This window comes from Kinneretia sp. DJ1R-11, assembly GCF_025717595.1.
In the GTDB taxonomy this organism is placed as follows: Bacteria; Pseudomonadota; Gammaproteobacteria; order Burkholderiales; family Burkholderiaceae_C; genus Paucibacter_A.
This window is the reverse complement of sequence record NZ_JAJIRR010000013.1, coordinates 146,253-168,506: the sequence shown is the minus strand read 5'-3', so window position 1 is coordinate 168,506 and position 22,254 is coordinate 146,253. Positions and strand designations below refer to the sequence as shown.

Sequence of the window (22,254 nt, the reverse complement as noted above, 5' to 3'; positions counted from 1 at the left end):
GTTCAACCGTTCTTAGTGTCAACCTAATTCAGGACGGGTCAAGGGCTTCGTGCATGCATCGCAGGCGTGCGCAGGGCGGTTTGTGCCGTACCGGCCGGTATGCGATGGCCCGACGCCTGCTGTTAAATTGGTCTTATATTGGTTTTGTTGGATCCAAGATGGCTGCCGTGCTCCGCGCTCTGACCCCAGGTGTTTCCGTCCTCGCTTCGTGCCTGCGTCAGGCGTGCCGTGTTGCGGTTGGCAGCATGGCCTTGCTGGCCGCGTTTCCCGCCGGGGCGCAAGCGCCCAGCCTACCGTCCGGGCTTGCCCCGTCCGTGTTTGCTTCCAAGCTGGCCAGCCTGCCTGTGGAACAGTTGCGCTTGCGCAGCCTCTCTCCCGCCGACGAAGACTTCAGTGATCTGGCGCCTCTGGCCAAAGAGCTCGACGGTGTGCGTGTTTTGGCTCTTGGTGAGCAAACCCACGGCGGGCGCGAGGAATTCATGCTCAAGCTGCGCTTGCTGCGCTATTTGCACGAGAAGCTCGGTTTTGAAGTGCTGCTTCTGGAGAGTGGTTTCTACGACATCGGTCGCCTGTCTGAGGCCATGGCTGCCGGCCAGAGCCTGGACGACCTGGCGCCCGGCAATGTGTTCTTCATGTACTCCAAGACTGCCGAAGGGCGGCTCCTGCTTCAGTACCTGGACCGTCAGCAGCGCAGCAGCCGGCCCCTGCTGTTGGCGGGTTTTGACAGCCAGCACAGCGGCGAGCTCAGCCTGAAGGGCTTGCTGCCGGGGCTGCGCGAGCGCCTGCAGCAGCGAGCGCCCGAATTGGCCGTGGAGGGCACTTGGCGGCCCTTTGAGCAACTGGCCCAGCCACTCTTGAGTCTGCGTCCGCCGGTGCCAGAGGCCGCGCGCCAGGTCGACTTTCTGCAGCGGCTCCAAGCTCAGCGCCAGGCGCTGTGCCTGAAGCTCCCGCAGGATCAGCTTGGCGGCGTCGGCTCGGACGGCTGGTGGTGCCAACTGCTTGGCAGTATCGAGTCCCAAGCTCGGAGCCTCTGGAGCCAGGGCCGCGATTTTCAGCGCGACATCCAGATGGGCAAGCATGCCATCTGGCTGATGGAGCAGCAGTTCCCGGGCAAGAAGGCGGTGGTGTGGGCGCATACCGTTCATGTGGCACGTGGTTTCGAACGCAGCCCCGAGCACCCCCAAGCTGGTGAGGTGATGGCCCGCCATTGGGGAGCGGCTTACAAAGTGCTGCAATTCAGCGCCAGTGGCGGTGAGGTGCTCGATTACCTGCGCACCGTGCCGCTGTCCGTACCACTGCCACAAGCCGGCAGTCTGGAGGCCCTGCTGGCGCAGCCCGGCCCGGCCAGTCTTGCCGCCACCGCCACCTTGCTGATTGCTCGCGGGCCGGTGCCGCTGCCCCAGCACAGCTTCGAGTACCAAAGCGGCGGCATCGAGTCGTCGCTGTTTCCGGGGCAGCTGGGGCAGAACTGGGACTTCTTGATTCACATCCCACGCATGAGCCCGGTGCAGATGGTGCGATGAACCTCAAAGCATGCTCAGCCTGCTGTCAGCTTGCTTGGTAAGAATCAGACCTGACTTATCTCCATTCTTTTTCGGGAACACACCATGTGGAAACTGCTCGTCGGATTTTTTCTGTTTGCGGCTCTGGCCATTTTCATCATGAGCAAGGGTGGTGACATCGACATGAGCGGCGAGAAGCATGATGTGACAGCCGGCCATGCCGAAGCACCTGCGGCCGCCTCCGAGCCGGCTGCTGCCGTGGCAGCCTCCGCACCTGCCTCTGCTGCCTCCAACTGAGGGGTTCGCGCTCGGGCTGCCGATGCAGTCGTCAGCGCTGCATTGAAGAACTCTGATGCGGCGCTTTAGTGCAGTGCTTCTTCGCTGCCGCTGCCGCGCTGCGGCGCGACGATAGGCAGGTGCATCACCATGCGGGTGCCTTGACCGACGGTGCTGAATACTTCGATCTGGCCGCCCAGCACGTGGGTGACGATGTTGTGCACGATGTGCATGCCCAGACCAGAGCCACCGGTTCCCAGCTTGGTGGTGAAGAAGGGGTCGAAGATGCGGCGCCGCACCGACTCATCCATGCCTCGGCCATCGTCCTCGACGCTCAGTTCGACTTCATCGGCGCTGGGTAGGCTGCAGCGCACCAGAACTTGGCCCTGCTCACGCCCTTCGAAGCCATGCACCAGGGCATTGATCAGCAAATTGGTCAGCACCTGGCCCAGCGAACCTGGGTAACTGCTCATCTCGATGCCCCGCACCAACTCGGTCCGAATCAAGAAGGGCGTGTGCTTGAAACTGGGCTCGACCATGACCAGCACATCCTCGATCACCCGGTCAAGTTCGAAGTCGCGGCGCGAGTCGGTGGTCTGGTCGATGGCTACGCGCTTGAAATCACGCACCAGATCGGCCGCTTTTTGCACATTGCGTTGCAGAATATCCTGGCCTCGACGGGTGTCGCGCACCAGGTCCTCGAGCACGCTGCGCCGCATCGGTGTGTTGTTGCTCAGCATTTCGCCGAGTTGCCGGTAGCGATCCTCCAGCGAAGACACCACCGTCAAGGAGTTGCCCAAGGGCGTGTTCAGCTCATGGGCCACGCCCGCCACCAGGCGTCCGAGGGATGCCAGCTTTTCAGATTCGACCAGTTCATGCTGGGCGGTCTTCAGGTTGGCCAAAGCCTGGGTGAGATCGCCGTTGCTGGTGGTCAATTCAGCGGTGCGCTGCTCCACCTGTTCCTCCAGGGTGTTGGCGTGTTCGCGCAAGGCATCGAAGGCCTGCAGCAAGGACTGGCGCATGCGCTCCATGGACAGCCCGACGCGGGCAATCTCATCGCTACCGCCCAGTTTCAGCGGCTGCTGCAGCTGGCCGGCGGCCAGGGCCTCGGCGGCCTGGGTCAGTTGGGTCATGGGCTGCAAGACGCGGCGTTGCATGACCCAGAGGATCAAGGCTGAGGACAAGGTCAGGGTCAGGAAGCTGCGCCACAAGGTGCGCAGCATTTCGGCCTGCTTGGCCTCGAGCAAGGGCGCGGCGCTCATTTCCACCGTCAGCTCGGCGATCTTGCGGCCGTCGCGCATGACGGCTCGGCTTTCGCTCAGAGTCAGGTCCGGTTCGGTGGCAGCTTCTTGCTTGCGGCGCAACTCTTGAAACGGGGCGACGGAAGAGGGCTCGCGCACCACCACGGAAACAAAGCGAGGGTCATCGAACTGGGCCTTGATCATGGGTTCGGCCAAGTCGGGCGAGACTTGCCAGACCGGCTCGGCCAGTGACAGGGCCATCACTTCGGTCGTGCGCACCAGATCGCGCTTGAGATCTTCCAGCGCCGTGCGCCGCGTTTTTTGCGCGTCATAGAGCAGGACCAAGGCCGTCGGCACCAGCAGGCCAATCAGCAGAGCGACGATGACCGCGTAACGAAGCGACGCGCGTTCAAACATCATCAAGCCCGGGCCAGGTGAGGGCGGCGATGCAAACCAGGGTCGGCAGGGGCAGGAAGCGGTGCGTCATCACGTCAACAGGGGCCGAGGTGCACCGAGTGTATGGGCAGTTGCTCGTGGGTCAAGCGGCGCACGGGCCCGGCGTCGTGCGCGCGCGTCGCAGGGGGGTGCTGTCTTGCGTGGCAGCCATCAAGCGGCTTGTGCGCTCAGCACCGTGACACAGTTGCGGCCGCAGCGCTTGGAGGCGTAGAGCGCCCGGTCCGCCCGCGCGAAGAAATCGTTGGCACTCTCGCCGGGGTGCATCTGGGTGACACCCATGGAAATGGTGATGCGCTCCAGCGCGGCTTGGGTCTGCGCGGGGCGAATGCGACTGGCCGCCACCGAGGCGCGCATCTGCTCGGCCACGCTCCGCGCTTCAGCGAGCTGAGCCCGCGGCAGCAGCAGGGCGAATTCCTCCCCACCGACGCGCGCCGGCAGGCTGTCGTGCGTGGCCACTCCTTTCAGCGTCTGAGCCACGGCGCGCAGCACATGGTCTCCGAACAGGTGGCCGAAGCTGTCATTGACACGCTTGAAGAAGTCGATGTCGCCGAGCACCAGGCAGGGTGCCGTGTGCCCCGCGTCCGGCGCTGCGTCTGCCGCGCTGCCCGGCCCGCGATGGCTCGCCGCGCACAGGCTCAGTTGTTGCTCGAAGGCGCGCCGGTTGGCCAGGCCGGTCAGTGCGTCCACCAAAGCATCGGCACGGGCTTTCTGCACTTCGGCACGAAGGAGACGGATCTCGTTCTGGCTGCTGTCCAGACGACCCTGCAAGTGCTGCAGACTGGCGCGCACTTCCCGGGTGCTGTCCAGCAGTTCGCGGACCACGCCTGCCGGGTCCTGTTCGGCGGACGGCGGGTGCAGTGCGGCGTCGGCCAGTACATCTTGGACCCAGCGCTGCAGCGAGGATTCGAAGCCGGCAGTGCACTGGCCTGCCTGTGCGGTCGAGGCCGACAAGCTGTCCAGCACCCGAGCCATGCCGTCGCCTATGGTCTGAGCGGTTTTAGGGTTGAAGTCGCTGACATGGGCGTCGTAGAGCTGCCAAGTCTGGGCTTCGTCAAGGCTGCGGCCCTCTTGCGTGAGCTTGTGCAAGGCGCGACTCAAGGGCGGGTTGATGCCGCTGACATGCTCGTACCAGACCGCATAGCTGACCGGGTGCAGTGCCGCGCGCTGCCGGGTCATCAGGGGCAGGGCGGCGCGCAAGTGTTCGGCGCTGCGTGACATCGAATCCTGGTATTTCATCGGGCTTGCCTTTTCTTGTCCTGGCGCGGTTTTGGCCAGACGCGTCGCGGCGGAGGCAGGGTTGCTGTGCCGCCTCGGACCGTGCCGCCTCGCTCTTGCAGCGCCGTCCTCCTGGCTTGCTGCGCTTTCGGCCTGTGATTGGCGAACTCAAGCGTGGCGGCAGATCGTGATCGCAGCGCTGCTGACTTTCGTCAATTAGTACCGCCTCTCTTGGCCTTAGTCTGCGCCCTGATCTTCTTTTCAAGGCGCCGACAGCGCCATGCCATGCCCATGACCGCAAACCTCAGTCCTCAGCAGCAGCTGCAAACGGCTTTCGAACGCAGCGGCTTGCTTGCCCTGGAGCTGCAGGGGCGCCGTCTCTTGCCCATCGTGCAAGGCGGCATGGGTGTGGGTGTCAGTGCCCAGCAGCTGGCCGGCACGGTGGCCTCGCTCGGGGGCGTGGGGACTTTGAGTTCGGTCGATCTGCGCCGGCTGCATCCCGATCTGATGGCGCGCACAGAAGGCCACTGCGCGGGCGATGCGGCCAAGCGCCTGATCAACGAAGTCAATCTGATCGCGCTGGAGCGCGAGATCGCGGGGGCCAAGCAGCGGGCCCAGGGTCGCGGCTTGGTGGCGCTCAATGTCATGCGTGCCGTCGCCGAGTATGCGCCGCAGGTGCGCCGGGCGCTTGAGTGCGGCATCGAGGCGGTGGTGGTCGGCGCCGGTCTGCCTTTGGACCTGCCGGATCTGGCCGCTGCCTACCCTCGGGTGGCCTTGATTCCCATCCTCAGCGATGCCCGCGGTGTGCAGCTGATCGTACGCAAGTGGGAGCGCAAGCAGCGCCTGCCCGATGCCATTGTGATCGAGCATCCCCGCCTGGCTGGCGGCCACCTCGGCGCTGCCAAGGTGAGTGATGTCAATGATGCGCGCTTCGACTTCGAGCGTGTCATACCCGAGTGCCTGGAGTACTTCGAGAAGGCCGGCATCGCCGGCAAGATTCCTTTGATCGCGGCCGGTGGTGTGCGCACTTTTGAAGACATCCAGCGCTTGCAGGCCCTGGGCGCAGCGGCCGTGCAGCTGGGCACGCCGTTTGCCGTCACGCTGGAGGGCGATGCGCATCCTGAGTTCAAGCGTGTCCTGGCCGAGGCCAGCGACACCGATCTGGTGGAGTTCATCAGTGTGGCCGGCCTGCCTGCGCGCGCTGTGGCCACGCCTTGGTTGCGCAACTATCTGCGTGCAGCTCCCAAGTTGCAGGCCATGGCTCAGGTGAAAAGCCGCTGCACCAAGGCGTTCGACTGTCTGGCGCAATGCGGGCTGCGCGATGGCCTCAAGGAGGCCGGCCAGTTCTGCATCGACAACCAACTGGCCGCCGCCCTGCGCGGCGACGCCAAGCACGGGCTGTTCTTTCGCGGCGTGGGCACCTTGCCTTTCGGCAGCCAAATTCGCAGCGTTGCCGAGTTGATGCAGTGCCTTATGAGCCCCGGCGCTGGACGGGCCGCACAGGGAGTCTGAGTCGGGCGTTTAGCCCGTGCGCGGAGCACCTGCGGAGCCTTGGGTTCACGGGTTTGTCCGGGTGCCGATGGTCACCCGGCAGGCCTTGCCCTGCGCCACAATCGCGCCTTGAATTTTCGCTGACGGCTCCTTCGTGGCCGGCGAAAGACAAGAGACGAGGGTGAGGGGGAGAGTCATGCGTGACGCTGGAGGAAGGGCTGCAGTGGCGGCCCGGCAGCAGGGCACCGTGGTGCCCGTGTGGAGCAGGGCTGCTCGTGCAGCCCTGCTGGCCTGCCTGTGTGCGACAGGCCTGGCACATGCCCAGATCAAGATCGGCCAAACGGCTGGTTTCAGCGGACCCGCGGCCGCCGGGGTGCAGGAGATCACCGATGGCGCACGCTTGTATTTCGATGCCATCAATGCCCAGGGCGGCATCAAGGGTCAGTCGATCGAGCTGATCTCGCTGGACGACAAGTACGAGCCACAGCTCAGTGCCGCCAATGCCGAGCGCTTGATCGAGCAAGGCGTGGTGGCTCTGTTCCTGAGCCGTGGTACAGCCCAGAGTCAGGCCCTGCTGCCCTTGCTCAGCAAGCATCAGCTGGCCCTGGTGGCGCCGTCCAGCGGCGCCATGGTCTTGCACCAGCCCTTCATCCCTCAAGTCTTCAATGTGCGGGCCACCTTTCAGCGCGAGGCGGCGCGGGCGGTCCAACATCTGGCCACCATCGGCGTCAAGCGGGTGACCGTGGTGCAGGTCAATGACGCCTTCGGCAACGACGCTGGTGTTGGTGCGATCAAGGGCCTGGAGGCCCAGGGCATGAAGGCCTCGGCGATCCTGCGCTTCGATCGCGACAAGCCCGAGCTCGCTCCTTTGATGGAGCAGGTGGCCAAGGCGGGCGTCGAGGCGGTGCTGTTCATTGGCCCCAGCTATGCCGTGGTGCAGGGTGTCAATGCCCTGCGCGCCACGGGCTCCAAGGCCCATATCGCCACCCTGTCGAACAATGCGTCCACGGACTTCGTCAAGGCCTTGGGAGAGAACGCCCATGGCGTCATCGTCACCCAAGTCTTTCCGTATGAACGCTCCAGCAACAACCCTCTGGTGCGAGAAGCCCTGGGCCTGGCCAAGGCGCGCGGCCGCAACGAGCTGAGCCCGGCGCAGATCGAAGGTTTCGCGGCCGCCAAACTGATGGTCGAGGGACTCAAGCGCAGCGTCAAGGACGTCAACCGTGCCAGTCTGCTCAAGGCATTGGAAGGGGTGCAGCGCTTGGACCTTGGCGGCGTCGAGCTGCATTACGGCCCCAAGGACCGCAGCGGCCTCGATTTCGTCGACATCTCCATCATCGGTCCTGACGGCAAGTTCTGGCGCTGAGCCTCTGCCCCCTGCGCGGCAGCCTCGCCGAGGAGAGAAGGCCCAGTTCGCCCACGGGCAGAGCCCGGCTTCTATGATGGCCGGCGATGTCTTCCCCTGTACCGAGTGAGTGTTCCCCCGCGCCCGCACGCCTGTGGCCGGGTTTTGTCTTGGCGACGGCCGGGGCTGTTGCTTTCTCGGGCAAGGCCATCATTGTCAAACTGGCCTATCGGCACGGTGTCGATGCGGTGACGCTGCTGATGTTGCGCATGCTGATGGCGCTGCCGATGTTTCTCTTGCTGGCTTGGTGGGCCGGTCGGGGCAAGCCGGCGCTGAGCCGGCGTGATGTGCGCGTGGTGCTGGGCCTGGGGTTCAGCGGCTACTACCTGGCCAGTTTTCTGGACTTCGCCGGCCTAGCCTACGTCAGTGCCAGTTTTGAGCGCCTGATCCTGTACCTCAACCCGACCTTGGTGCTCTTGCTGGGCTGGGTGTTTTTCAAGCGCAGGGTCACGGGTCGGCAGTTGATGGCTTTGGCCATCAGCTACAGCGGCGTGCTCTTGGTGTTCGGTCAGGAGTTGTCCGTGCAGGGCCCCGATGTCGGCCTGGGCGCCGCGCTGGTTTTTGGCAGTGCGCTCAGCTATGCCTGTTATTTGCTCTTCAGTGGCGAGGAGGTGCAGCGCCTGGGCGCGATGCGCCTGACCGGCCTGGCCACCAGCGTGGCCTGCTTGCTGTGCATTGTTCAGTTTCTCGTGTTGCGCCCGATCGGTGGCCTGGCTCAGCTGGCGCCCGAGGTGCTGTGGTTGTCCCTGCTCAATGCCACGGCCTGCACCTTTGCGCCGGTGTTGATGGTGATGTTGGCGATTGCTCGCCTGGGCGCCAGTTTGGCGGCGCAGACCGGCATGGTGGGGCCCATGTCCACCATCGTGTTGGGCGCGCTGATTCTCGATGAACCCTTCACCGTCTGGGTGCTGTTAGGCACCTTGTTGGTCCTGGGTGGGGTGTGGTTGTTGACACGTTGGAGGTGATGACGATGGATCTGGGACTATCGGGCCGTTGGGCCTTGGTGTGTGCGGCCAGCAAGGGCCTGGGTCGAGGCTGTGCCGAGGCCTTGGTGAAAGAGGGTGCCCATGTGGTGATCACAGCGCGCGGCGCCGAGGTACTCGAGGCCACGGCTCAGGAACTGCGGGCTCTGAACCCTGCCGTGCAGGTGCACGCCGTGGCCGGTGACATCACCACGCCCGAGGGCCGTGCCGCCGCCCTGGCCGCCTGCCCGCAGGTCGATGTGCTGGTCAACAACGCCGGCGGCCCACCGCCGGGCGATTTCCGTGACTGGGACCGTACCGCCTGGCTGGCCGCCATCGACGCCAATATGCTCACGCCGATCGAGCTGATCAAGGCCACGGTGGATGGCATGGCGGCGCGCGGTTTCGGCCGCGTGGTCAACATCACTTCGGGCGCGGTCAAGGCGCCCATTGATGTGCTGGGTCTGTCCAATGGTGCCCGCTCGGGCCTGACCGGCTTCGTCGCCGGTCTGGCGCGCCAGCCGCAGCTGGCCGGCCGCAATGTCACGCTCAACAACCTCTTGCCGGGCGCCTTTGACACCGAACGCTTGCACAAGACCTTGGTGGCCGGTGCCAGCAAGAACGGCCTGGCGCCCGAGGAGTTTGCGCAGCGCCGCAAGCAAGGCATTCCGGCCCAGCGTTTCGGCACGGCCGCCGAGTTCGGCGCGATGTGCGCCATGTTGTGCAGTGCCCAGGCCGGCTACCTGACTGGGCAGAACATCCTGCTCGATGGCGGCGCCTACGCTGGAGTGTTCTGAGCGGGGACGGCCCGGACTTGGTCGGTCGCAATTTGTTACTGCTCGCTGCCCTTTTTGGGGATGGGTGAGCGGGCCGCACTTGGGCACAATGCCCGGCTTCGTGTGGCTATGCCTGAATGGGAGTGCATCTTGATGATGAAGCAGAAGGTCTTGGTCCAGACCGGCCTGGTGGCTGCGGCCGTGATGATGCTGTGGTCGGGCAGTGCCCGTGCCGAGGAGCAGGGCTCCAATGTCGAAAAATGCGCCAAGAAGCTGGGCGTGATCGCCGTGGCCGAGCCGCAGACCGGCTGGCACCACCTGTCGCGTTACGGCCTGGGTTCGCCTGAGGCCCTGCTGCGCATGATGATCCAGCAGTCGGGCTGCTTCGATGTCGTCGAACGCGGCGTGGCCATGCAGAACTTGCAGCAAGAGCGCGCTCTCGGTCAGAACGGTGAACTGCGGCAGGAGTCCAATGTGGGCAAAGGCCAGATGCAGGCGGCCGACTTTGTCATGACGCCCAATGTGCAGGTGGCGGCTTCCGACACCGGCGGCATCGGCGGTGCCTTGATGGGTCGTCTGGGTGTGCTGGGCGCCATCGCCGGCGGCCTGAAGTTCAAGGAGGCCTCGACCAGCCTGCTGATTGCCGATGTGCGTTCCAGCATCCAGGTGGCCGCAGCCGAAGGCAAGGCCACCAAGACCGATTTCGGCATTGGCGGCTGGGCCTACGGCAACGGCATGCTGGGCGCCCTGGGCGGCTACACCAAGACGCCAGAAGGCAAGATGGTGGCCGCCAGCCTGCTGGACAATTACAACAAAATCGTCCAGTCCGTTCGTGACCAACCCCAGCTGATTCGTAGCAACAGCGCGTCGGGCGATGCCAACGCCGCCGCTTCACAGAAGGCCGAAGCGCCGCAAAAGCCCGGCCAGACCCTCTGCCCCAAGATTGCCAATGTGAAGGCCTATGCCAGCGCCTCGCGCGAGGGCAAGGTGGTGGCCACGCTGACCAAGAACGATGAACTGATCGCCTCGGGCGAGCTGAGCAACGGTTTCGTGTATGTCGACGCCGCCAACTTCAGCGGCTGGGTGCAGCGCACCTTGGTCAGTGCTTGCGGCCTGGTCTCCAGTGCGCCGTCGGCACAGCCGGTGGCGCAGTCGGTCGCACAGCCAGTCGCCGGGGGCATCTTTGGTAATTTCTCGGGCAGCTTCAGCGGCCCCGAGCAGGGCAGTTTCACGGTCAGCATCTTGCCCGGCCTGAACGGCAGCGGCACCGTGACGGGCAGCGGCATGTCCAGTCAGACCGGCGCCTTCAGTGTCAGTGGTGCGGTGCAGCCGAACGGGCGCCTCACCATGGTTGCCTCGGGTTCGGCCGGCTCCGCCCATTACCAGGGCGGTGTCGACCCGATCAGCGGCACGGTCAGCGGCAGCTGGAGCTACGGTGGCGGCCTGAAGGGCGGCGGTTCCTTCAGCGGCCAGCGCAGCTGAATCCTCCGGGCTTGGAATTCAAGGCCGGGCTGAAACCCAGATCCCGGCCGCGATCAGACCCAATGCCGCGCCGTGGTACCACTGCGGCCATTCGCCCAGCAGGGCGGCTGACATCAGTCCAGCAAACACCGGTGTGAGGTTGCCGAAGAAGGCCGCCACCGCCGGTCCGGCCTGAGCAACGCCCAGGCCCCAGCAGCGGTAGGCAATCAGCGAAGGCCCCACCGCCACGTAGATTAGGGTTAGGGCAAGACCTGGCCCCCAGGCGATGGGTGCTGGCTTGCCCATCGCCTGCTCGGCACCTGCCATGCCACCGGCAAAGACCAAGCCGAAGAACAGTTGGGCCATCAAGGTCTCGGCCCAGTCCCAGTTGGGGCGCTGCTCGCCGCGCATCGAGGCTGGCGGCCGTGCCAGCAGCCAGCTGTACAGGGCCCAAGACAGAATCGCCAAGAGCATCAGCAGATCGCCGCTGACGAAGTGCACCTGTGCCAGGCTGGCCAGTTGCCCGCGCGCGATCACCAGGGCCACGCCGGCCAGCGAAAGCAGGGCACCCAGCAGCTGGCGCCGCTGGGGCCGCACGGCGAACAGCAGTGCGCCGATCGCCAGCATCCAGACCGGCAGGCTGGCGGCGATCAGGGTGACGTTGAGCGCGCTGGAGCTGCGCAAAGCCTGGTACTGCAGAGCGTTGTAGCAGCCCATGCCCAGGAAACCAGTCAAAGCCAGATAGGCCCAGCGCTGGCGCAGCAATTCGGTCTGCCTCAGCAGCCGCCAAGACAGTGGCAGCAAGAGCAGGGCCGCCAAGGCCCAGCGCAGGCCGTTCAGTGCCAGGGGGCTGATGCTGTCTACCATCAGCCGGCCCAGCACCGCATTACCCGCCCACATCAGGGGAGGCAGTGTCAGTAACAGGGCCAGGCGCGGGTTCAAAGGCCGGTGTCCGAGCGCTTGGAGGCTTCGCGGCGCTTGCTGTTCTTGCTGCCGCTGCGCAGGCGCCAGCGCAGCAGCAAGCCCACTACCACCGTCAGGCCGGTCAGCAGAGGCAAGGCAGAGCGGGTCTGGGTGGCTTGTGCTGAGCCCAGTGTGCTGACGGAGTCCATCAGCCAAGCGAACAGGCCGCCGATCAGGGCGAGCGAAAGCAAGGCCAGGGCTCCCGCCAACAGCAAGCCCCAGGCAAGGCGGCGATAACGGGCCTGGCTCGTGAGGTTCATGTCCATGGCAGGCGGAGGATCAAGCTGTGGTGGAGGGCGGCGTCGCGTGGCTGTCTGCGGCGGCTGTCGAACCGTCGAGCGCCACTTCAAAGCTGAAGCAGGAGCCCGTACCCGGTTGGCTCTCGACCTGCACCTGGCCACCCATGAGGCTAACCAGACGCTGAACAATGGTCAGGCCCAAACCCGTGCCGCCGTAACGGCGGGTGATACTGCCGTCGGCCTGACTGAAGGGCTCGAAGATCTGCTGGATCTGATCACGTGTCATGCCAATGCCGGTGTCATGGACACTGAAGCGCAGGCGCAGCGCCGTTGCGGCGGCGCTGGTGGGCGGCAGCTCGTTGGCCTCAGCGTCGATGCGTTCCACTTCGACGCGGACCTCGCCTTTTTCGGTGAACTTGAGCGCGTTGCCGACCAAGTTGACCAGCACCTGGCGCAGGCGCAGGGCATCTCCGGTCGCGTGTTGGGGCACCCCAGGCTGCACGCGTGCATGCAGGTGCAGGCCTTTTTCATGGGCTTGCAGCAGCAAGGGGTGCAGGGCCTCACGCAAGCAGTCGTGCAAGGAGAAGTGGGCTTGTTCGATATGCACCCGGCCCGACTCGATCTTGGCGACATCAAGCAGGTCGTTGATGATGACCATCAAGCCCTTGGCCGAGCTGTGCGCCAGCTCGATGAACTTGCGCTGCTTGTCGCTCAATTCGGTCTGCAACACCAATTCGGTCAGTCCCAGCACGCCGTTCATGGGCGTGCGGATCTCGTGGCTCATATTGGCCAGGAAGCTGCTCTTGGCCTGGCTGGCGGCTTCGGCCACTTCGCGCGCGGCTTCCAGAGCGGCCTGGCTGGCCTTGAGGTCGGCGATGTCACGGGCGTTGAGCAGCAGCACCTGGTCCCCGGTCACCGGGTCGCGCATGGGGCGGGCGTTGACCCCATGCCAGCAGCGCCCGCCGTCGCTGAACAATTCCAGGTCGGCCTTGAAGCTGTGCCCCGCCCGAACCTGGTTGAACACTTTGATCGCATCGGCGCGGTCGGCAAACAGGGCTTCGAAATCGCTGATGCGATGGCCGTCGCTGGCCGGTTTGCGGGTGTCGAAGGCCAGCGCAGCGGCTGGGTTCCGCATCAGGGTGTTGCCATCTTGCAAGCTGAAGACGGCGATGCGCACGCTGGTGTGCTGCAAGGCTTCGACGCCGCGCAGCATGGCTTTGTCACTGCCGCTGGACAGGGAGTCGGCCGCGAACAGCATGACCTGGCGACGGTCGGGGGTGAGGATGCCGCGCGAGACCAGCATGACAGTGGCTGGTTGGCCTTTGGGGTAGAGCGTCCATTGCTCGCGCACGATCTTGCCTTGGCCATGGTCGGCGGCGGTCACTGCCAGGCGCTCTCGCACGGCTTCGCTGGTGTCCGAAAAATCACGTGACAGGAATTCTTCGGCACTGCTGGCGCGCCAGAAGCTCAAGGCGGCTGCATTGGCCCAGAGATTGCGCTGGCGTTCGGGATCGAATACCCACATCGGCACATCGAGCCAGTCGTAGTGGGTCAGGCAGGCAAAGTCGAGCATGGAGGATCAGTGGGGCAGTGGGCTGCCGGTCCGTAGGCGGTGGGGCGCGGAATGCTGCGCATTGTCGCCTGCGCGACCCCATGCTCGGGCCCGCCTGGACGCTGGCTCACGCAAAAATTTGCGCAAACAAGGCAGGCCTCCCTGGTTCCAGCGGCATGTGGTCAGCAGGGCCCTTCAATCGACCACGGCCGCCCGGTAGGCGTGCCAGCTGGCATGCCCCAGCACCGGCCCCACCACCAGCAAGCCGGCAAAGCCGGGCAGCAAGGCCAGCACCACCAGCACTGTGATCATGGCCCCCCAGCACAGCATGACGCCGGTCTGAGTGAGTACCAAACGCAGGCTGGTCAAACCGGCCGTGACCGCGTCGGTGGGCCGGTCCAGCAGCATGGGGATGGAGACCACGCTGACGGCGTAAATGAGACCGGCAAAGAAACTGCCGATGCCGAGGTAGGCGGTGATGAAGCCCAGGTTCTCCGGATTCAGCAACTTGCCGAGCGAGCCGCTCAGGTCTGGCATGCCGTCAAAGCTGACCGCGAACACCACCAGCGCCGCGCGGCCCCAGATCATCTCCAGGATCAGCAGCACGGTGCCGAAGATGGCGATCTGCGACATGCGCTTGCGCCAGGCGGTCAGGCAGTCCAGCAGTCGCGGCTGGAAACCCTGTTGCAGCCGGCGGCTGACCTGGTACAGACCCAGACAGAGAAAGGGCCCCATCAGCAGGAAGCTTGCGGACAAAGCCAGTGTGTAGATCGGCGCATGCTCGTAGACACCGAGCAAGCACCAGCCCATGAGCATGAAGCAGGCGCCGAAGAAGAGGCCGATCAGGGGCGCACGCCGAAAGTCCCGCCAGCCCGCGGCCAGCCAGCGAAACGGGTCGGCAAAGCTCAAAGGCCTCAGCTCGATGGCGAAGGCGCTGTCGGCGGGAATCTCATCGCTCGGGCTGCTGGCGTCAGCGGGAGGCGTGGGCGGCGTAGCTGCGTCGGGCGAAGGCAGGTCGGCGGGTTTCATGGGCGCAGCTTAGGCGCCCAGGCGGCCCGCGCACCAGCGGGCTTTCCAGCAGACTGCGCGCCGTGCCGGCCTTGCGGCTTGCTTTGCGCTGCCTTCAAAGTTCAGCGGCAGCGCCGCAGACCTCAGCCTTTGCGTACCCGGCGGATCTCGTCCCAGATCAGCAGAGCCGCGCCGACTGAGATGGCACTGTCGGCCACATTGAAGGAAGGGAAAGCCCGGCCGTTCCAGTGCAACTGGATGAAGTCCACCACATAGCCGTGTAGCATGCGGTCGATGACATTGCCGAGGGCGCCGCCCAAGATCAGGCTCAAAGCGGTGGCAAACAGCGTCTGCTGGCCATGGCGCTTGAGCATGACAAGGATGAAGACCGTGGCCGCGGTGCCCAAGCCGACAAAGAACCAGCGCTGCCAGCCGGCCGCCCCGGCCAGAAAATTGAAAGCGGCGCCGGTGTTGTGCCATCGCACAACGTTGAAGAAGCTGGTCACGAAACGGCTGTCGCCGAGCTGGAAATTGCCCAGGATCAGCACCTTGGTGAACTGATCCAGGACGATGATCAGCAAGGCGATGGCCAGCCATAAGGGCAGCTTGTTGCCGCCGCTGCTGCCGCTGATTTTTTTGATCGTATTTGCCATCGCTCAGGCCACCGTCCGGGTTTCGCCGCTGCCGTGCAAATTGCTGTCGCAACGGCCGCACAGGGTCGGGTGGCTCGCGCTGAGGCCCACGTCGGCGCTGTAGTGCCAGCAACGCTCACACTTCTGATGAGCCGACGGTGTGACCGAGACGCTCAGCTCCTCCGCAGCTATCAGGCTGGCGGCTGAGGTGATGAAGACGAACTTCAGGTCCGCACCCAGCGATTGCAGCAGGGTCAGGTCTTGCGCATTGACGCCCAAGGCCACCTCGGCCTGCAGGGAAGCGCCGACGCTGCCGGCTGTGCGCAGCTCCTCAATGGACTTGTTGACCGCCTCGCGGATCTCGCGGATGCGGCCCCACTTGGCCAGCAAGGCCTCGTCGGGTGCGGCGAAGGGCCAGTAGGTCTCGACAAAGATGCTCTCGCCGCCTTGGCCGCCGTCGAAGATGGCCCAGGCTTCCTCGGCGGTGAAGCTCAGGAAGGGCGCCATCCAGCGCAGCATGGCCTGGGTGATGTGCCAGAGCGCGGTTTGCGCCGAGCGGCGCGCCAGGCTCTTAGGCGCGGTGGTGTAGAGCCGGTCCTTGAGCACGTCCAGGTAGAAGGCGCCCAGGTCTTCCGAGCAGTAGACCTGCAGCTTGGCCACCACCGGGTGGAACTCATAGCGCTGGTAGTGCGCCAGGATGTCGGCCTGCAGCTGCGACGCACGGGCCAGAGCGAAACGGTCCACTTCCAGCAGCTGATCCAGCGGCACGGCATCGGTTTTGGCATCGAAGTCTGAGACATTGGCCAGCAAGAAGCGCAGGGTGTTGCGGATGCGACGGTAAGCGTCCACCACGCGGGCCAGGATCTTGTCGTCCAGGCCCAAGTCGCCCGAGTAGTCGGTCGAGGCGCACCAGAGGCGGATGATCTCGGCGCCCATCTTCTCGCTGACGGCTTGCGGCGCCACCACATTGCCCTCCGACTTGCTCATCTTGCGGCCCTTGCCGTCGACGACGAAGCCGTGGGTCAGCAAGCCCTTGTAGGGCGCGCGGCCGTAGAGTGCGCAGCCGATCAGCAGGGAGCTGTGGAACCAGCCGCGGTGCTGGTCATGGCCTTCCAGGTAAAGGTCGGCCTCGGGGCCGCTGTCGTGGGCGGCGCCGGCATGGCTGCCCTTGAGCACATGCTGGAAGGTCGAACCGGAGTCGAACCAGACGTCAAGGATGTCACTGCCCTTGCTGTAGTGCTCTGCCTCTTCGCCCAGCCACTCGGCCGGGTCCAGCTTGGCCCAGGCCTCGACGCCGCCGGCTTCCACCAGCTGCGCGGCGCGCTCGATGAACTCCAGGGTCTTGGGGTGGGCCAAGCCGCTGTCCTTGTGCAGGAAGATGGGCAGGGGCACGCCCCAGCTGCGCTGGCGCGAGATGCACCAGTCAGGGCGGCCGGCGATCATGTCGCGCAGGCGGGCACAGCCGTTCTCGGGGTAGAAGCTGGTGGCGTCGATGGCTTCCAAGGCGGTCTGGCGCAGGGTCTTGGCGGCCGGGTCGACGGCGAACAGGCCTTCGCCTTCATCCATGCGCACAAACCACTGCGCAGCCGCCCGGTAGATCACCGGCGTCTTGTGGCGCCAGCAATGCGGGTAGCTGTGGGTGATCTGCACATGCGAGAGCAGGCGGCCGGCTTCTTCCAGGGTCTGGGCGATGACGGCATTGGCCTTCCAGATGTGCTGGCCACCGAACAGGGGCAGGCTGGCTTCGTAGGTGCCGTTGCCGGTGACCGGGTTCAGGATGTCCTTGAAGGCCATGCCATGCGAGATGCAGGACTGGAAGTCATCCAGGCCGTAGGCGGGCGCCGAATGCACGACGCCGGTGCCGTCCTCGGCGGTGGCGTACTCGGCCAAATAGACGGGGCTGTTGCGGTTGTAGCCCGCATCGACATGGGCCAGCGGATGCTTGAATTCCAGGCCGGCCAGGTTCTTGCCGAGCGTGGTGGCCAGCACCGAGCCCTCGAGCTTCCAGCGCGCCAGGCATTTCTCGACCAGAGCCTCGGCCACCACGTACAAGCCGCGCGGCGTGTCCACCAGGGCGTAGCTCAGCTCGGGGTTGAGGTTGAGCGCCTGGTTGGCCGGGATGGTCCAGGGCGTGGTGGTCCAGATGACGGTGAAGGCATCCTTGTCCAGCGAGCTCAGGCCAAAGGCCGCGGCCAGGCGCACCGGCTCGGCGCTCAGGAAGGCCACGTCCACGGCCGGGCTCTTCTTGTCCTGGTATTCGATCTCGAATTCGGCCAGCGAGGAGCCGCAGTCAAAGCACCAGTAGACCGGCTTCAGGCCGCGGTACACGAAACCGCGCTCGAACATGCGCTTCAAGACCCGGATCTCACCGGCCTCGTTCTTGAAGTCCATGGTGCGGTAGGGGCGGTCCCATTCGCCGAGCACGCCCAGGCGCTTGAAATCAGCGCGCTGGGCGTCGATCTGCTCGCCGGCGTAGGCGCGGCTCTTGGCCTGCACCTCGTCGCGTGGCAGGCCGCGGCCGTGGGTCTTCTCGATCTGGTTTTCGATCGGCAGGCCATGGCAGTCCCAGCCGGGGATGTAGGCTGCGTCCAGGCCTTCCAGCTGGCGGGCCTTGACGATCATGTCCTTGAGGATCTTGTTGGCGGCATGGCCGATGTGGATCTGGCCATTGGCATACGGCGGGCCGTCATGCAGCACGAACTTGGGCGCGCCGCGGCGCGCCTCGCGCAGACGCTGGTAGGTGCCTTGCTCTTCCCAGGCCTTGATCCAGCCCGGCTCGCGCTTGGGCAGATCGCCGCGCATGGGGAAAGGGGTGTCGGGCAGGTTCAGCGTGGCGCGGTAATCGGCGGGGGTGTCTTTGGCGGCTGTCATGGTGAAGCGATGGCTTTCAGGCGTGAGCCCGTTCAGGTGGGGCGCCGCGCAGCAGGGCGCGGGCGGAACGTGCGAGCGGGCGATGTGGAGCCCGCTTGGGGAGCTGCGGCAGGTCGGTGCTGCTCACCCGACCCCCGCGCCGATCAAATTCGATCGCGGGTGGTCTGCCGGCGTTGGGCGGCATGGGTGGCCAAAAAGGCGCGTGCCTGCTCGGCATCCTGCCGGATGGCGGCCGTCAAGGCATCGAGCCCGTCGTAGCGGGCTTCGTCGCGAAGTTTGTGCAGGAGTTCCACGCGCACGAGTTTACCGTAGGCCTCCTCACGCCCCAGCGCAGTAGGCCAGGCTAAGCAATGCACCTCGAGCAGCACGCGGCCGGCGTCTTCTACCGTGGGCCGAACGCCCAGGCTGGCCACGCCGTCGAGTGGCTCGGCGGCCAGGCCATGGGTGCGCACGGCGAAGATGCCGTGGGCGGCCGGCTTGTCATGGCTGAATCGCAGGTTCAGGGTGCGAAAACCGTCCAGTGCGCCGGGGCTGGATTCGCCCAGGCTGCGGCCCAGCTTCTGGCCATGAACGACATGGCCCGAGATGGCGTAGGGCCGACCGAGCAGGCGCGCTGCACCTGCCATGTCACCGGCGGCCAAGGCTTCGCGGACCGCCGAGCTGCTAACCCGCAAGCCATGGACCTCATAACTCATCATTCGGGCGACATCAAAGCCACGCTGGCGCCCGGCGGCGTCCAGCGTGGCGTAGTCGCCTTGTCGTTTGGCGCCGAAGCGGAAGTCATCGCCGACCAGGATGTAGCGCGCCCCCAGGCCCTGCATCAGCACTCGCTCGATGAAAGCTTGTGCGCTCAATGCCGCCAGCGCCGCATCAAAGCGCAGCACGATGACCTGATCGATGCCGCAGCGCTCGAGCTCGCTGAGCTTGTCGCGCAAGGTGGCAATGCGTGCTGGTGCAAGCTCGGGCTTGCCGGCGAGCTGGGCGAAAAAATCGCGTGGGTGGGGCTCGAAGGTCATCACGCAGCTTGGCAAGCCGCGGTGGGAGGCCTCGGACTTGAGCAAGGCCAGCATGGCCTGGTGGCCGCGATGGACGCCGTCGAAATTGCCAATCGTCAGCGCACAGGCGCTGGCGATGCCGGGATGATGGAAACCGCGAAAAACCTGCATGGCGCCGATTATCGTGCGCCGGCGCAGCGGCCGGATTTGCCCTTCAGACCAGGGCGGCCGAGCGGCTCAGCTGCGCGACCTGCATATGGCGCTGCACCACGGCCACGAGGTCGTCCATCTCGAAGGGTTTGACGAGGTAATCGTCCATGCCACACTGGATGCAGCGTTCGCGGTCGCCGTTCACGGCGCTGGCGGTCAGAGCGACGATGGGCACAGGCGGCAGGAGCTTCTGGCGCTCCTGGCTGCGCCAGCGGCGCGTGGCCTCGAAGCCATCCATGCGCGGCATCTGGCAGTCCATCAGCACGAGCTGGTAGTCCTGTTGATTCAGGCAAGCCAGCGCTTCGACCCCGTTCTCGGCGGTGTCTACCTGCAAGCCACAACATTCAAGCATGGAGGAGGCCACCAGCACATTGACCAGGCTGTCGTCGACCAGCAGTACGCGGCCGCTGAGCTGTGGCGCCAGTTCACTGGTCGGCGTTGTTGCTCCGAGCTTGCGATAGTCGCTGGCCACTGGCGTGCGTGCCGCAGCTGGCTGGCAGGCTTGCAATGGCAAGGTGAATTCGAACAGCGAGCCCTGGCCGGGGACCGAGCTGCAGCGCAAGTCGCCGCCCATGGCGCGAGCCAGTTCGCGGGAGATGGTCAATCCCAGGCCGCTGCCGTCCTGGCGCACAGCCTGTGCCTGCTGTGTGGCTTGCTCGAAGGGGGCGAAGATACGCTCCATCTGGTCGGCGGCAATGCCTTCACCGCTGTCGCGGACCGCGAAACGCAGCAGGGTACCTGCGCGCATGTCCAAGGTGGCGCTGACTTCCACCTGTACGGTGCCGCGCTCGGTGAACTTGATGGCGTTGCCGATCAGGTTGTGCAGCACCTGCTTGATGCGGGAGGCGTCACCGAGTGCATGACTGGGCAGGGCGGGGCTGAACTGCAATTCGAACGCGAGGCCCTTGTCTCGCGCAGTCTGCACCAGCAACTGACAGACATCGTCCACGACCTCACGCAGGCTGACCGGTCCGGCGTCGACCGCCAGCTTGCCCGATTCGATGCGCGCCAGATCCAGGATGTCGTTGACCAGGGCCAGCAGATGGCGGCCAGAGCGTCGCACGATGTCGATCTGTTCCCGTTGCTCCGGGTTCAGCTCACTGCGCTCCAGCAATTGGGTCATGCCCAGGATGCCGTTCAGCGGTGTACGTATCTCGTGGCTCATGACGGCCACAAAGCGGCTTTTGCTGGTGCTCTGGTGCTCGGCCGATTGCAATGCTTGCTGTCTCTGCTCGGCCACCCAGGCATTCGCAAAGCGCAGGCGCAGCAGTTCGGTCAGGCGCAGCTCGATTCGGCGTGACTCGCTCAAGCCAAGGCCGAGAAAGAATCCCAGGCCAATGGCAATGACAGCGCCGGTCTGCGTGCCGAGGCTCAGTTGGTAGGCCATCAAGGGTGCGAGGGCCAGAGTGGAGAAGACCAGATTGGCTTGGAAGCGGCCTCCCAGCACGAACAGGCCCATGGCGCTCAAGCCCAACATCGATGCCAGCATCACGCCTTCGAGCTCAGGTGCTTGCGGTGTATGGAAGAACCAGCCCATGGCGCCCCAGCTCAGCGCATCCAGGGCCAGCAAGCGCAGGGCGCGGCGGCGCCAGGGCAGCAGGTCCTCAAGCGCCGGGCTCTCTTGGCTGCCCTTGCCTTGGAACTGGCGCTGAAAGTGCAGGGCTTGGGTACAGCGCCACAGGGTCACGGTGGCGCGCACCGCCAACCAGGCCAACAAGAGTTCGTGAGAAAGGTGGGGCCAGAGCAGATAGACCGGCAAGGCACAAAAAGCCAAGCCCAACAGGGTGCGCTTGACGGTGCCTTCAAAGAGCCCGAGTATTTTTTCGACCTGAACCTGGGCAGAAATGTCGGGGCTTTGGCGCTCCTCACGCGTCAGCCCCATGTCTTGGGGCCACACCGAGGCCATGCTTGCGCCCGCCCTGTTCGCGGCCCATGAAGCCGACTCTGAAGTCATCTGGATACCCCTCGACGTCCCGGCTGCCACTTGATGGGCCGCTCGTTATGCGCAGCTCTGCGGCTGCGACCTTCGCTCACTCTCTCGGTCGACTTTCTACAGGGGCTTGATGACAAACTGAACGGGGTCAACCCTCGAAAAACAGATGCAGGCAGGAAATTTCCGGGAATTCCCTGGGTGAGCCGACGCTGGAGCGGCTATCCGCAGCGCAACTCAAGGGGTGATCAAGGAGGGACTGCTGACCCACTGCCACTCACCGGGTTTCAGATCGCTGGGCAGGACCAAGGCGCCGAACTCCGATCGATGCAGGCTTTCCACGCGGTTGCCCACAGCGGCCACCATGCGTTTGACCTGGTGGTACTTGCCTTCCGTCAAGGTCAGGCGCAGACCGTGGCTGCCAAAAGCTTCGGCGCCCTCGGCCTTGACCATCTCGGGCGTGAAGCCCGGGCGGTCGCTAGGGCTGGGTTTGTTCGACTTTTCAGGCTTGCGGGCCTCACTGGCGCGCCGGGCAGCCAGCTCCGGCGGTAGCTTGGATTCCGCAGGCTCGCGCAACTCCACACCGGCCAGCAATTGGGCCACCATTTCGGCAGTGACTGGATGCTTGCACTGTGCCTCGTAGACCTTGGGCACATGGTGCTTGGGGCTGGTCAGCTTGTGAATCAGGGTGCCGTCGTCGGTCAGCAACAGCAAGCCGGTGGTGTCTTCGTCCAATCGCCCAACGGGCTGGACATTGCGCTCGCGCAGCGGCGCGGGCAACAGGCTCATGACGCTGGGGTGGTGCTTGGGTTTTTGAGAGCACTCGTAGCCGGCCGGCTTGTTCAACAGGATCAGCGCCTTCTCATAGAAGGGCCAGGTCTTGCCGCTGACCTCAAAGCTGAAGCCCTCGGTCTCGAACTCGGCATCGGCGTCGTCGACCTCTTCGCCAGCGATGCGAACTTCGCCGTTGTAGATCAGGCCGGCACAGAGGCGGCGGGTGCCAAAGCCTTGTGAAAAGAGGATGTTGGAAAGGCGCATTTTCATGGGCCCTATTGTCCATGAGGACGCT

The 22,254-nt window shown here is 65.0% G+C and carries 18 protein-coding genes; 7 read left to right on the top strand and 11 right to left on the bottom strand.

The features are described 5' to 3' along the window. Positions 1-314 precede the first annotated feature (314 nt). Positions 315-1,523, top strand: a complete 1,209-nt coding sequence (locus tag LNV23_RS19575; protein WP_263564531.1) for an erythromycin esterase family protein — start codon at positions 315-317, stop codon at positions 1,521-1,523. A gap of 84 nt (positions 1,524-1,607) precedes the next feature. Continuing rightward, positions 1,608-1,799: a hypothetical protein gene (locus LNV23_RS19570; RefSeq protein WP_263517484.1), complete on the top strand. Its 192-nt coding sequence runs from the start codon at positions 1,608-1,610 to the stop codon at positions 1,797-1,799. 65 nt (positions 1,800-1,864) lie between these two features. On the opposite strand, the gene LNV23_RS19565 is transcribed toward LNV23_RS19570, so the two are convergent. Both LNV23_RS19565 and LNV23_RS19560 read right to left on the bottom strand, forming a co-directional pair. Next, positions 1,865-3,439, bottom strand: a complete 1,575-nt coding sequence (locus LNV23_RS19565; RefSeq protein ID WP_263564537.1) for a sensor histidine kinase — start codon at positions 3,437-3,439, stop codon at positions 1,865-1,867. Between the two features lie 186 nt (positions 3,440-3,625). After that, positions 3,626-4,711, bottom strand: coding sequence for a GGDEF domain-containing protein (locus LNV23_RS19560; RefSeq protein ID WP_263564530.1), 1,086 nt, complete (start codon positions 4,709-4,711; stop codon positions 3,626-3,628). A 264-nt stretch (positions 4,712-4,975) separates the two neighbouring features. Between LNV23_RS19560 and LNV23_RS19555 the strand changes: the two genes are divergently transcribed. The 5 genes from LNV23_RS19555 to LNV23_RS19535 all read left to right on the top strand — a co-directional run bounded on the left by LNV23_RS19555 (position 4,976) and on the right by LNV23_RS19535 (position 10,806). Then, positions 4,976-6,202: an NAD(P)H-dependent flavin oxidoreductase gene (locus LNV23_RS19555; RefSeq protein WP_263564529.1), complete on the top strand. Its 1,227-nt coding sequence runs from the start codon at positions 4,976-4,978 to the stop codon at positions 6,200-6,202. A gap of 175 nt (positions 6,203-6,377) precedes the next feature. Then, positions 6,378-7,547 carry an ABC transporter substrate-binding protein gene (locus LNV23_RS19550; protein ID WP_263564528.1) on the top strand — a complete coding sequence of 390 codons (1,170 nt, stop codon included), beginning with the start codon at positions 6,378-6,380 and terminating at the stop codon, positions 7,545-7,547. Positions 7,548-7,633: 86 nt separating this feature from the next. Continuing rightward, complete coding sequence (locus LNV23_RS19545) at positions 7,634-8,551, top strand: DMT family transporter (protein ID WP_263564527.1); 918 nt, start codon at positions 7,634-7,636, stop codon at positions 8,549-8,551. A gap of 5 nt (positions 8,552-8,556) precedes the next feature. Continuing rightward, positions 8,557-9,345 (top strand): SDR family oxidoreductase, encoded by a 789-nt coding sequence (locus LNV23_RS19540; protein ID WP_263564526.1) that lies wholly within the window; start codon positions 8,557-8,559, stop codon positions 9,343-9,345. A 132-nt stretch (positions 9,346-9,477) separates the two neighbouring features. After that, positions 9,478-10,806, top strand: a complete 1,329-nt coding sequence (locus tag LNV23_RS19535; RefSeq protein ID WP_263564525.1) for a CsgG/HfaB family protein — start codon at positions 9,478-9,480, stop codon at positions 10,804-10,806. 18 nt (positions 10,807-10,824) lie between these two features. On the opposite strand, the gene LNV23_RS19530 is transcribed toward LNV23_RS19535, so the two are convergent. The 9 genes from LNV23_RS19530 to LNV23_RS19490 form a co-directional block, all read right to left on the bottom strand. Beyond that, positions 10,825-11,727, bottom strand: a complete 903-nt coding sequence (locus LNV23_RS19530) for a DMT family transporter (protein ID WP_263564524.1) — start codon at positions 11,725-11,727, stop codon at positions 10,825-10,827. After that, entirely contained in the window at positions 11,724-12,014 is a 291-nt protein-coding gene (locus LNV23_RS19525; RefSeq protein WP_263564523.1) for a hypothetical protein, read from the bottom strand. Before LNV23_RS19525 ends, LNV23_RS19530 begins: the two co-directional genes overlap by 4 nt. A 13-nt stretch (positions 12,015-12,027) precedes the next feature. Continuing rightward, positions 12,028-13,560, bottom strand: coding sequence for a hybrid sensor histidine kinase/response regulator (locus tag LNV23_RS19520; RefSeq protein ID WP_263564522.1), 1,533 nt, complete (start codon positions 13,558-13,560; stop codon positions 12,028-12,030). Between the two features lie 174 nt (positions 13,561-13,734). Next, complete coding sequence (locus tag LNV23_RS19515) at positions 13,735-14,568, bottom strand: DUF2189 domain-containing protein (RefSeq protein WP_263564521.1); 834 nt, start codon at positions 14,566-14,568, stop codon at positions 13,735-13,737. Positions 14,569-14,690: 122 nt separating this feature from the next. Continuing rightward, a complete protein-coding gene (gene lspA / locus LNV23_RS19510) occupies positions 14,691-15,200 on the bottom strand; it encodes a signal peptidase II (RefSeq protein WP_263564520.1) in 510 nt (169 codons plus the stop codon). A gap of 3 nt (positions 15,201-15,203) precedes the next feature. Next, positions 15,204-18,050, bottom strand: a complete 2,847-nt coding sequence (gene ileS / locus LNV23_RS19505) for an isoleucine--tRNA ligase (protein ID WP_263564519.1) — start codon at positions 18,048-18,050, stop codon at positions 15,204-15,206. Positions 18,051-18,193: 143 nt separating this feature from the next. After that, on the bottom strand, positions 18,194-19,216 hold the full coding sequence (locus tag LNV23_RS19500; protein WP_263564518.1) for a bifunctional riboflavin kinase/FAD synthetase: 1,023 nt from the start codon (positions 19,214-19,216) through the stop codon (positions 18,194-18,196). A gap of 43 nt (positions 19,217-19,259) precedes the next feature. Beyond that, positions 19,260-21,137, bottom strand: coding sequence for an ATP-binding protein (locus LNV23_RS19495; protein WP_263564517.1), 1,878 nt, complete (start codon positions 21,135-21,137; stop codon positions 19,260-19,262). Positions 21,138-21,422: 285 nt separating this feature from the next. After that, positions 21,423-22,223: a pseudouridine synthase gene (locus LNV23_RS19490; protein WP_263564536.1), complete on the bottom strand. Its 801-nt coding sequence runs from the start codon at positions 22,221-22,223 to the stop codon at positions 21,423-21,425. Positions 22,224-22,254 lie beyond the last annotated feature (31 nt).

Excerpts from the sequence above, each read along its gene's own strand:
- LNV23_RS19550 (WP_263564528.1), top strand. The coding sequence starts at position 6,378 with ATGCGTGACGCTGGAGGAAGGGCTGCAGTGGCGGCCCGGCAGCAGGGC.
- lspA (WP_263564520.1), bottom strand. The coding sequence starts at position 15,200 with ATGGCAAATACGATCAAAAAAATCAGCGGCAGCAGCGGCGGCAACAAG.
- ileS (WP_263564519.1), bottom strand. The coding sequence starts at position 18,050 with ATGACAGCCGCCAAAGACACCCCCGCCGATTACCGCGCCACGCTGAAC.
- LNV23_RS19515 (WP_263564521.1), bottom strand. The coding sequence starts at position 14,568 with ATGAAACCCGCCGACCTGCCTTCGCCCGACGCAGCTACGCCGCCCACG.
- LNV23_RS19520 (WP_263564522.1), bottom strand. The coding sequence starts at position 13,560 with ATGCTCGACTTTGCCTGCCTGACCCACTACGACTGGCTCGATGTGCCG.
- LNV23_RS19570 (WP_263517484.1), top strand. The coding sequence starts at position 1,608 with ATGTGGAAACTGCTCGTCGGATTTTTTCTGTTTGCGGCTCTGGCCATT.
- LNV23_RS19500 (WP_263564518.1), bottom strand. The coding sequence starts at position 19,216 with ATGCAGGTTTTTCGCGGTTTCCATCATCCCGGCATCGCCAGCGCCTGT.
- LNV23_RS19560 (WP_263564530.1), bottom strand. The coding sequence starts at position 4,711 with ATGAAATACCAGGATTCGATGTCACGCAGCGCCGAACACTTGCGCGCC.
- LNV23_RS19540 (WP_263564526.1), top strand. The coding sequence starts at position 8,557 with ATGGATCTGGGACTATCGGGCCGTTGGGCCTTGGTGTGTGCGGCCAGC.
- LNV23_RS19545 (WP_263564527.1), top strand. The coding sequence starts at position 7,634 with ATGTCTTCCCCTGTACCGAGTGAGTGTTCCCCCGCGCCCGCACGCCTG.
- LNV23_RS19535 (WP_263564525.1), top strand. The coding sequence starts at position 9,478 with ATGATGAAGCAGAAGGTCTTGGTCCAGACCGGCCTGGTGGCTGCGGCC.
- LNV23_RS19525 (WP_263564523.1), bottom strand. The coding sequence starts at position 12,014 with ATGGACATGAACCTCACGAGCCAGGCCCGTTATCGCCGCCTTGCCTGG.
- LNV23_RS19495 (WP_263564517.1), bottom strand. The coding sequence starts at position 21,137 with ATGGGGCTGACGCGTGAGGAGCGCCAAAGCCCCGACATTTCTGCCCAG.
- LNV23_RS19565 (WP_263564537.1), bottom strand. The coding sequence starts at position 3,439 with ATGATGTTTGAACGCGCGTCGCTTCGTTACGCGGTCATCGTCGCTCTG.
- LNV23_RS19555 (WP_263564529.1), top strand. The coding sequence starts at position 4,976 with ATGCCCATGACCGCAAACCTCAGTCCTCAGCAGCAGCTGCAAACGGCT.
- LNV23_RS19490 (WP_263564536.1), bottom strand. The coding sequence starts at position 22,223 with ATGCGCCTTTCCAACATCCTCTTTTCACAAGGCTTTGGCACCCGCCGC.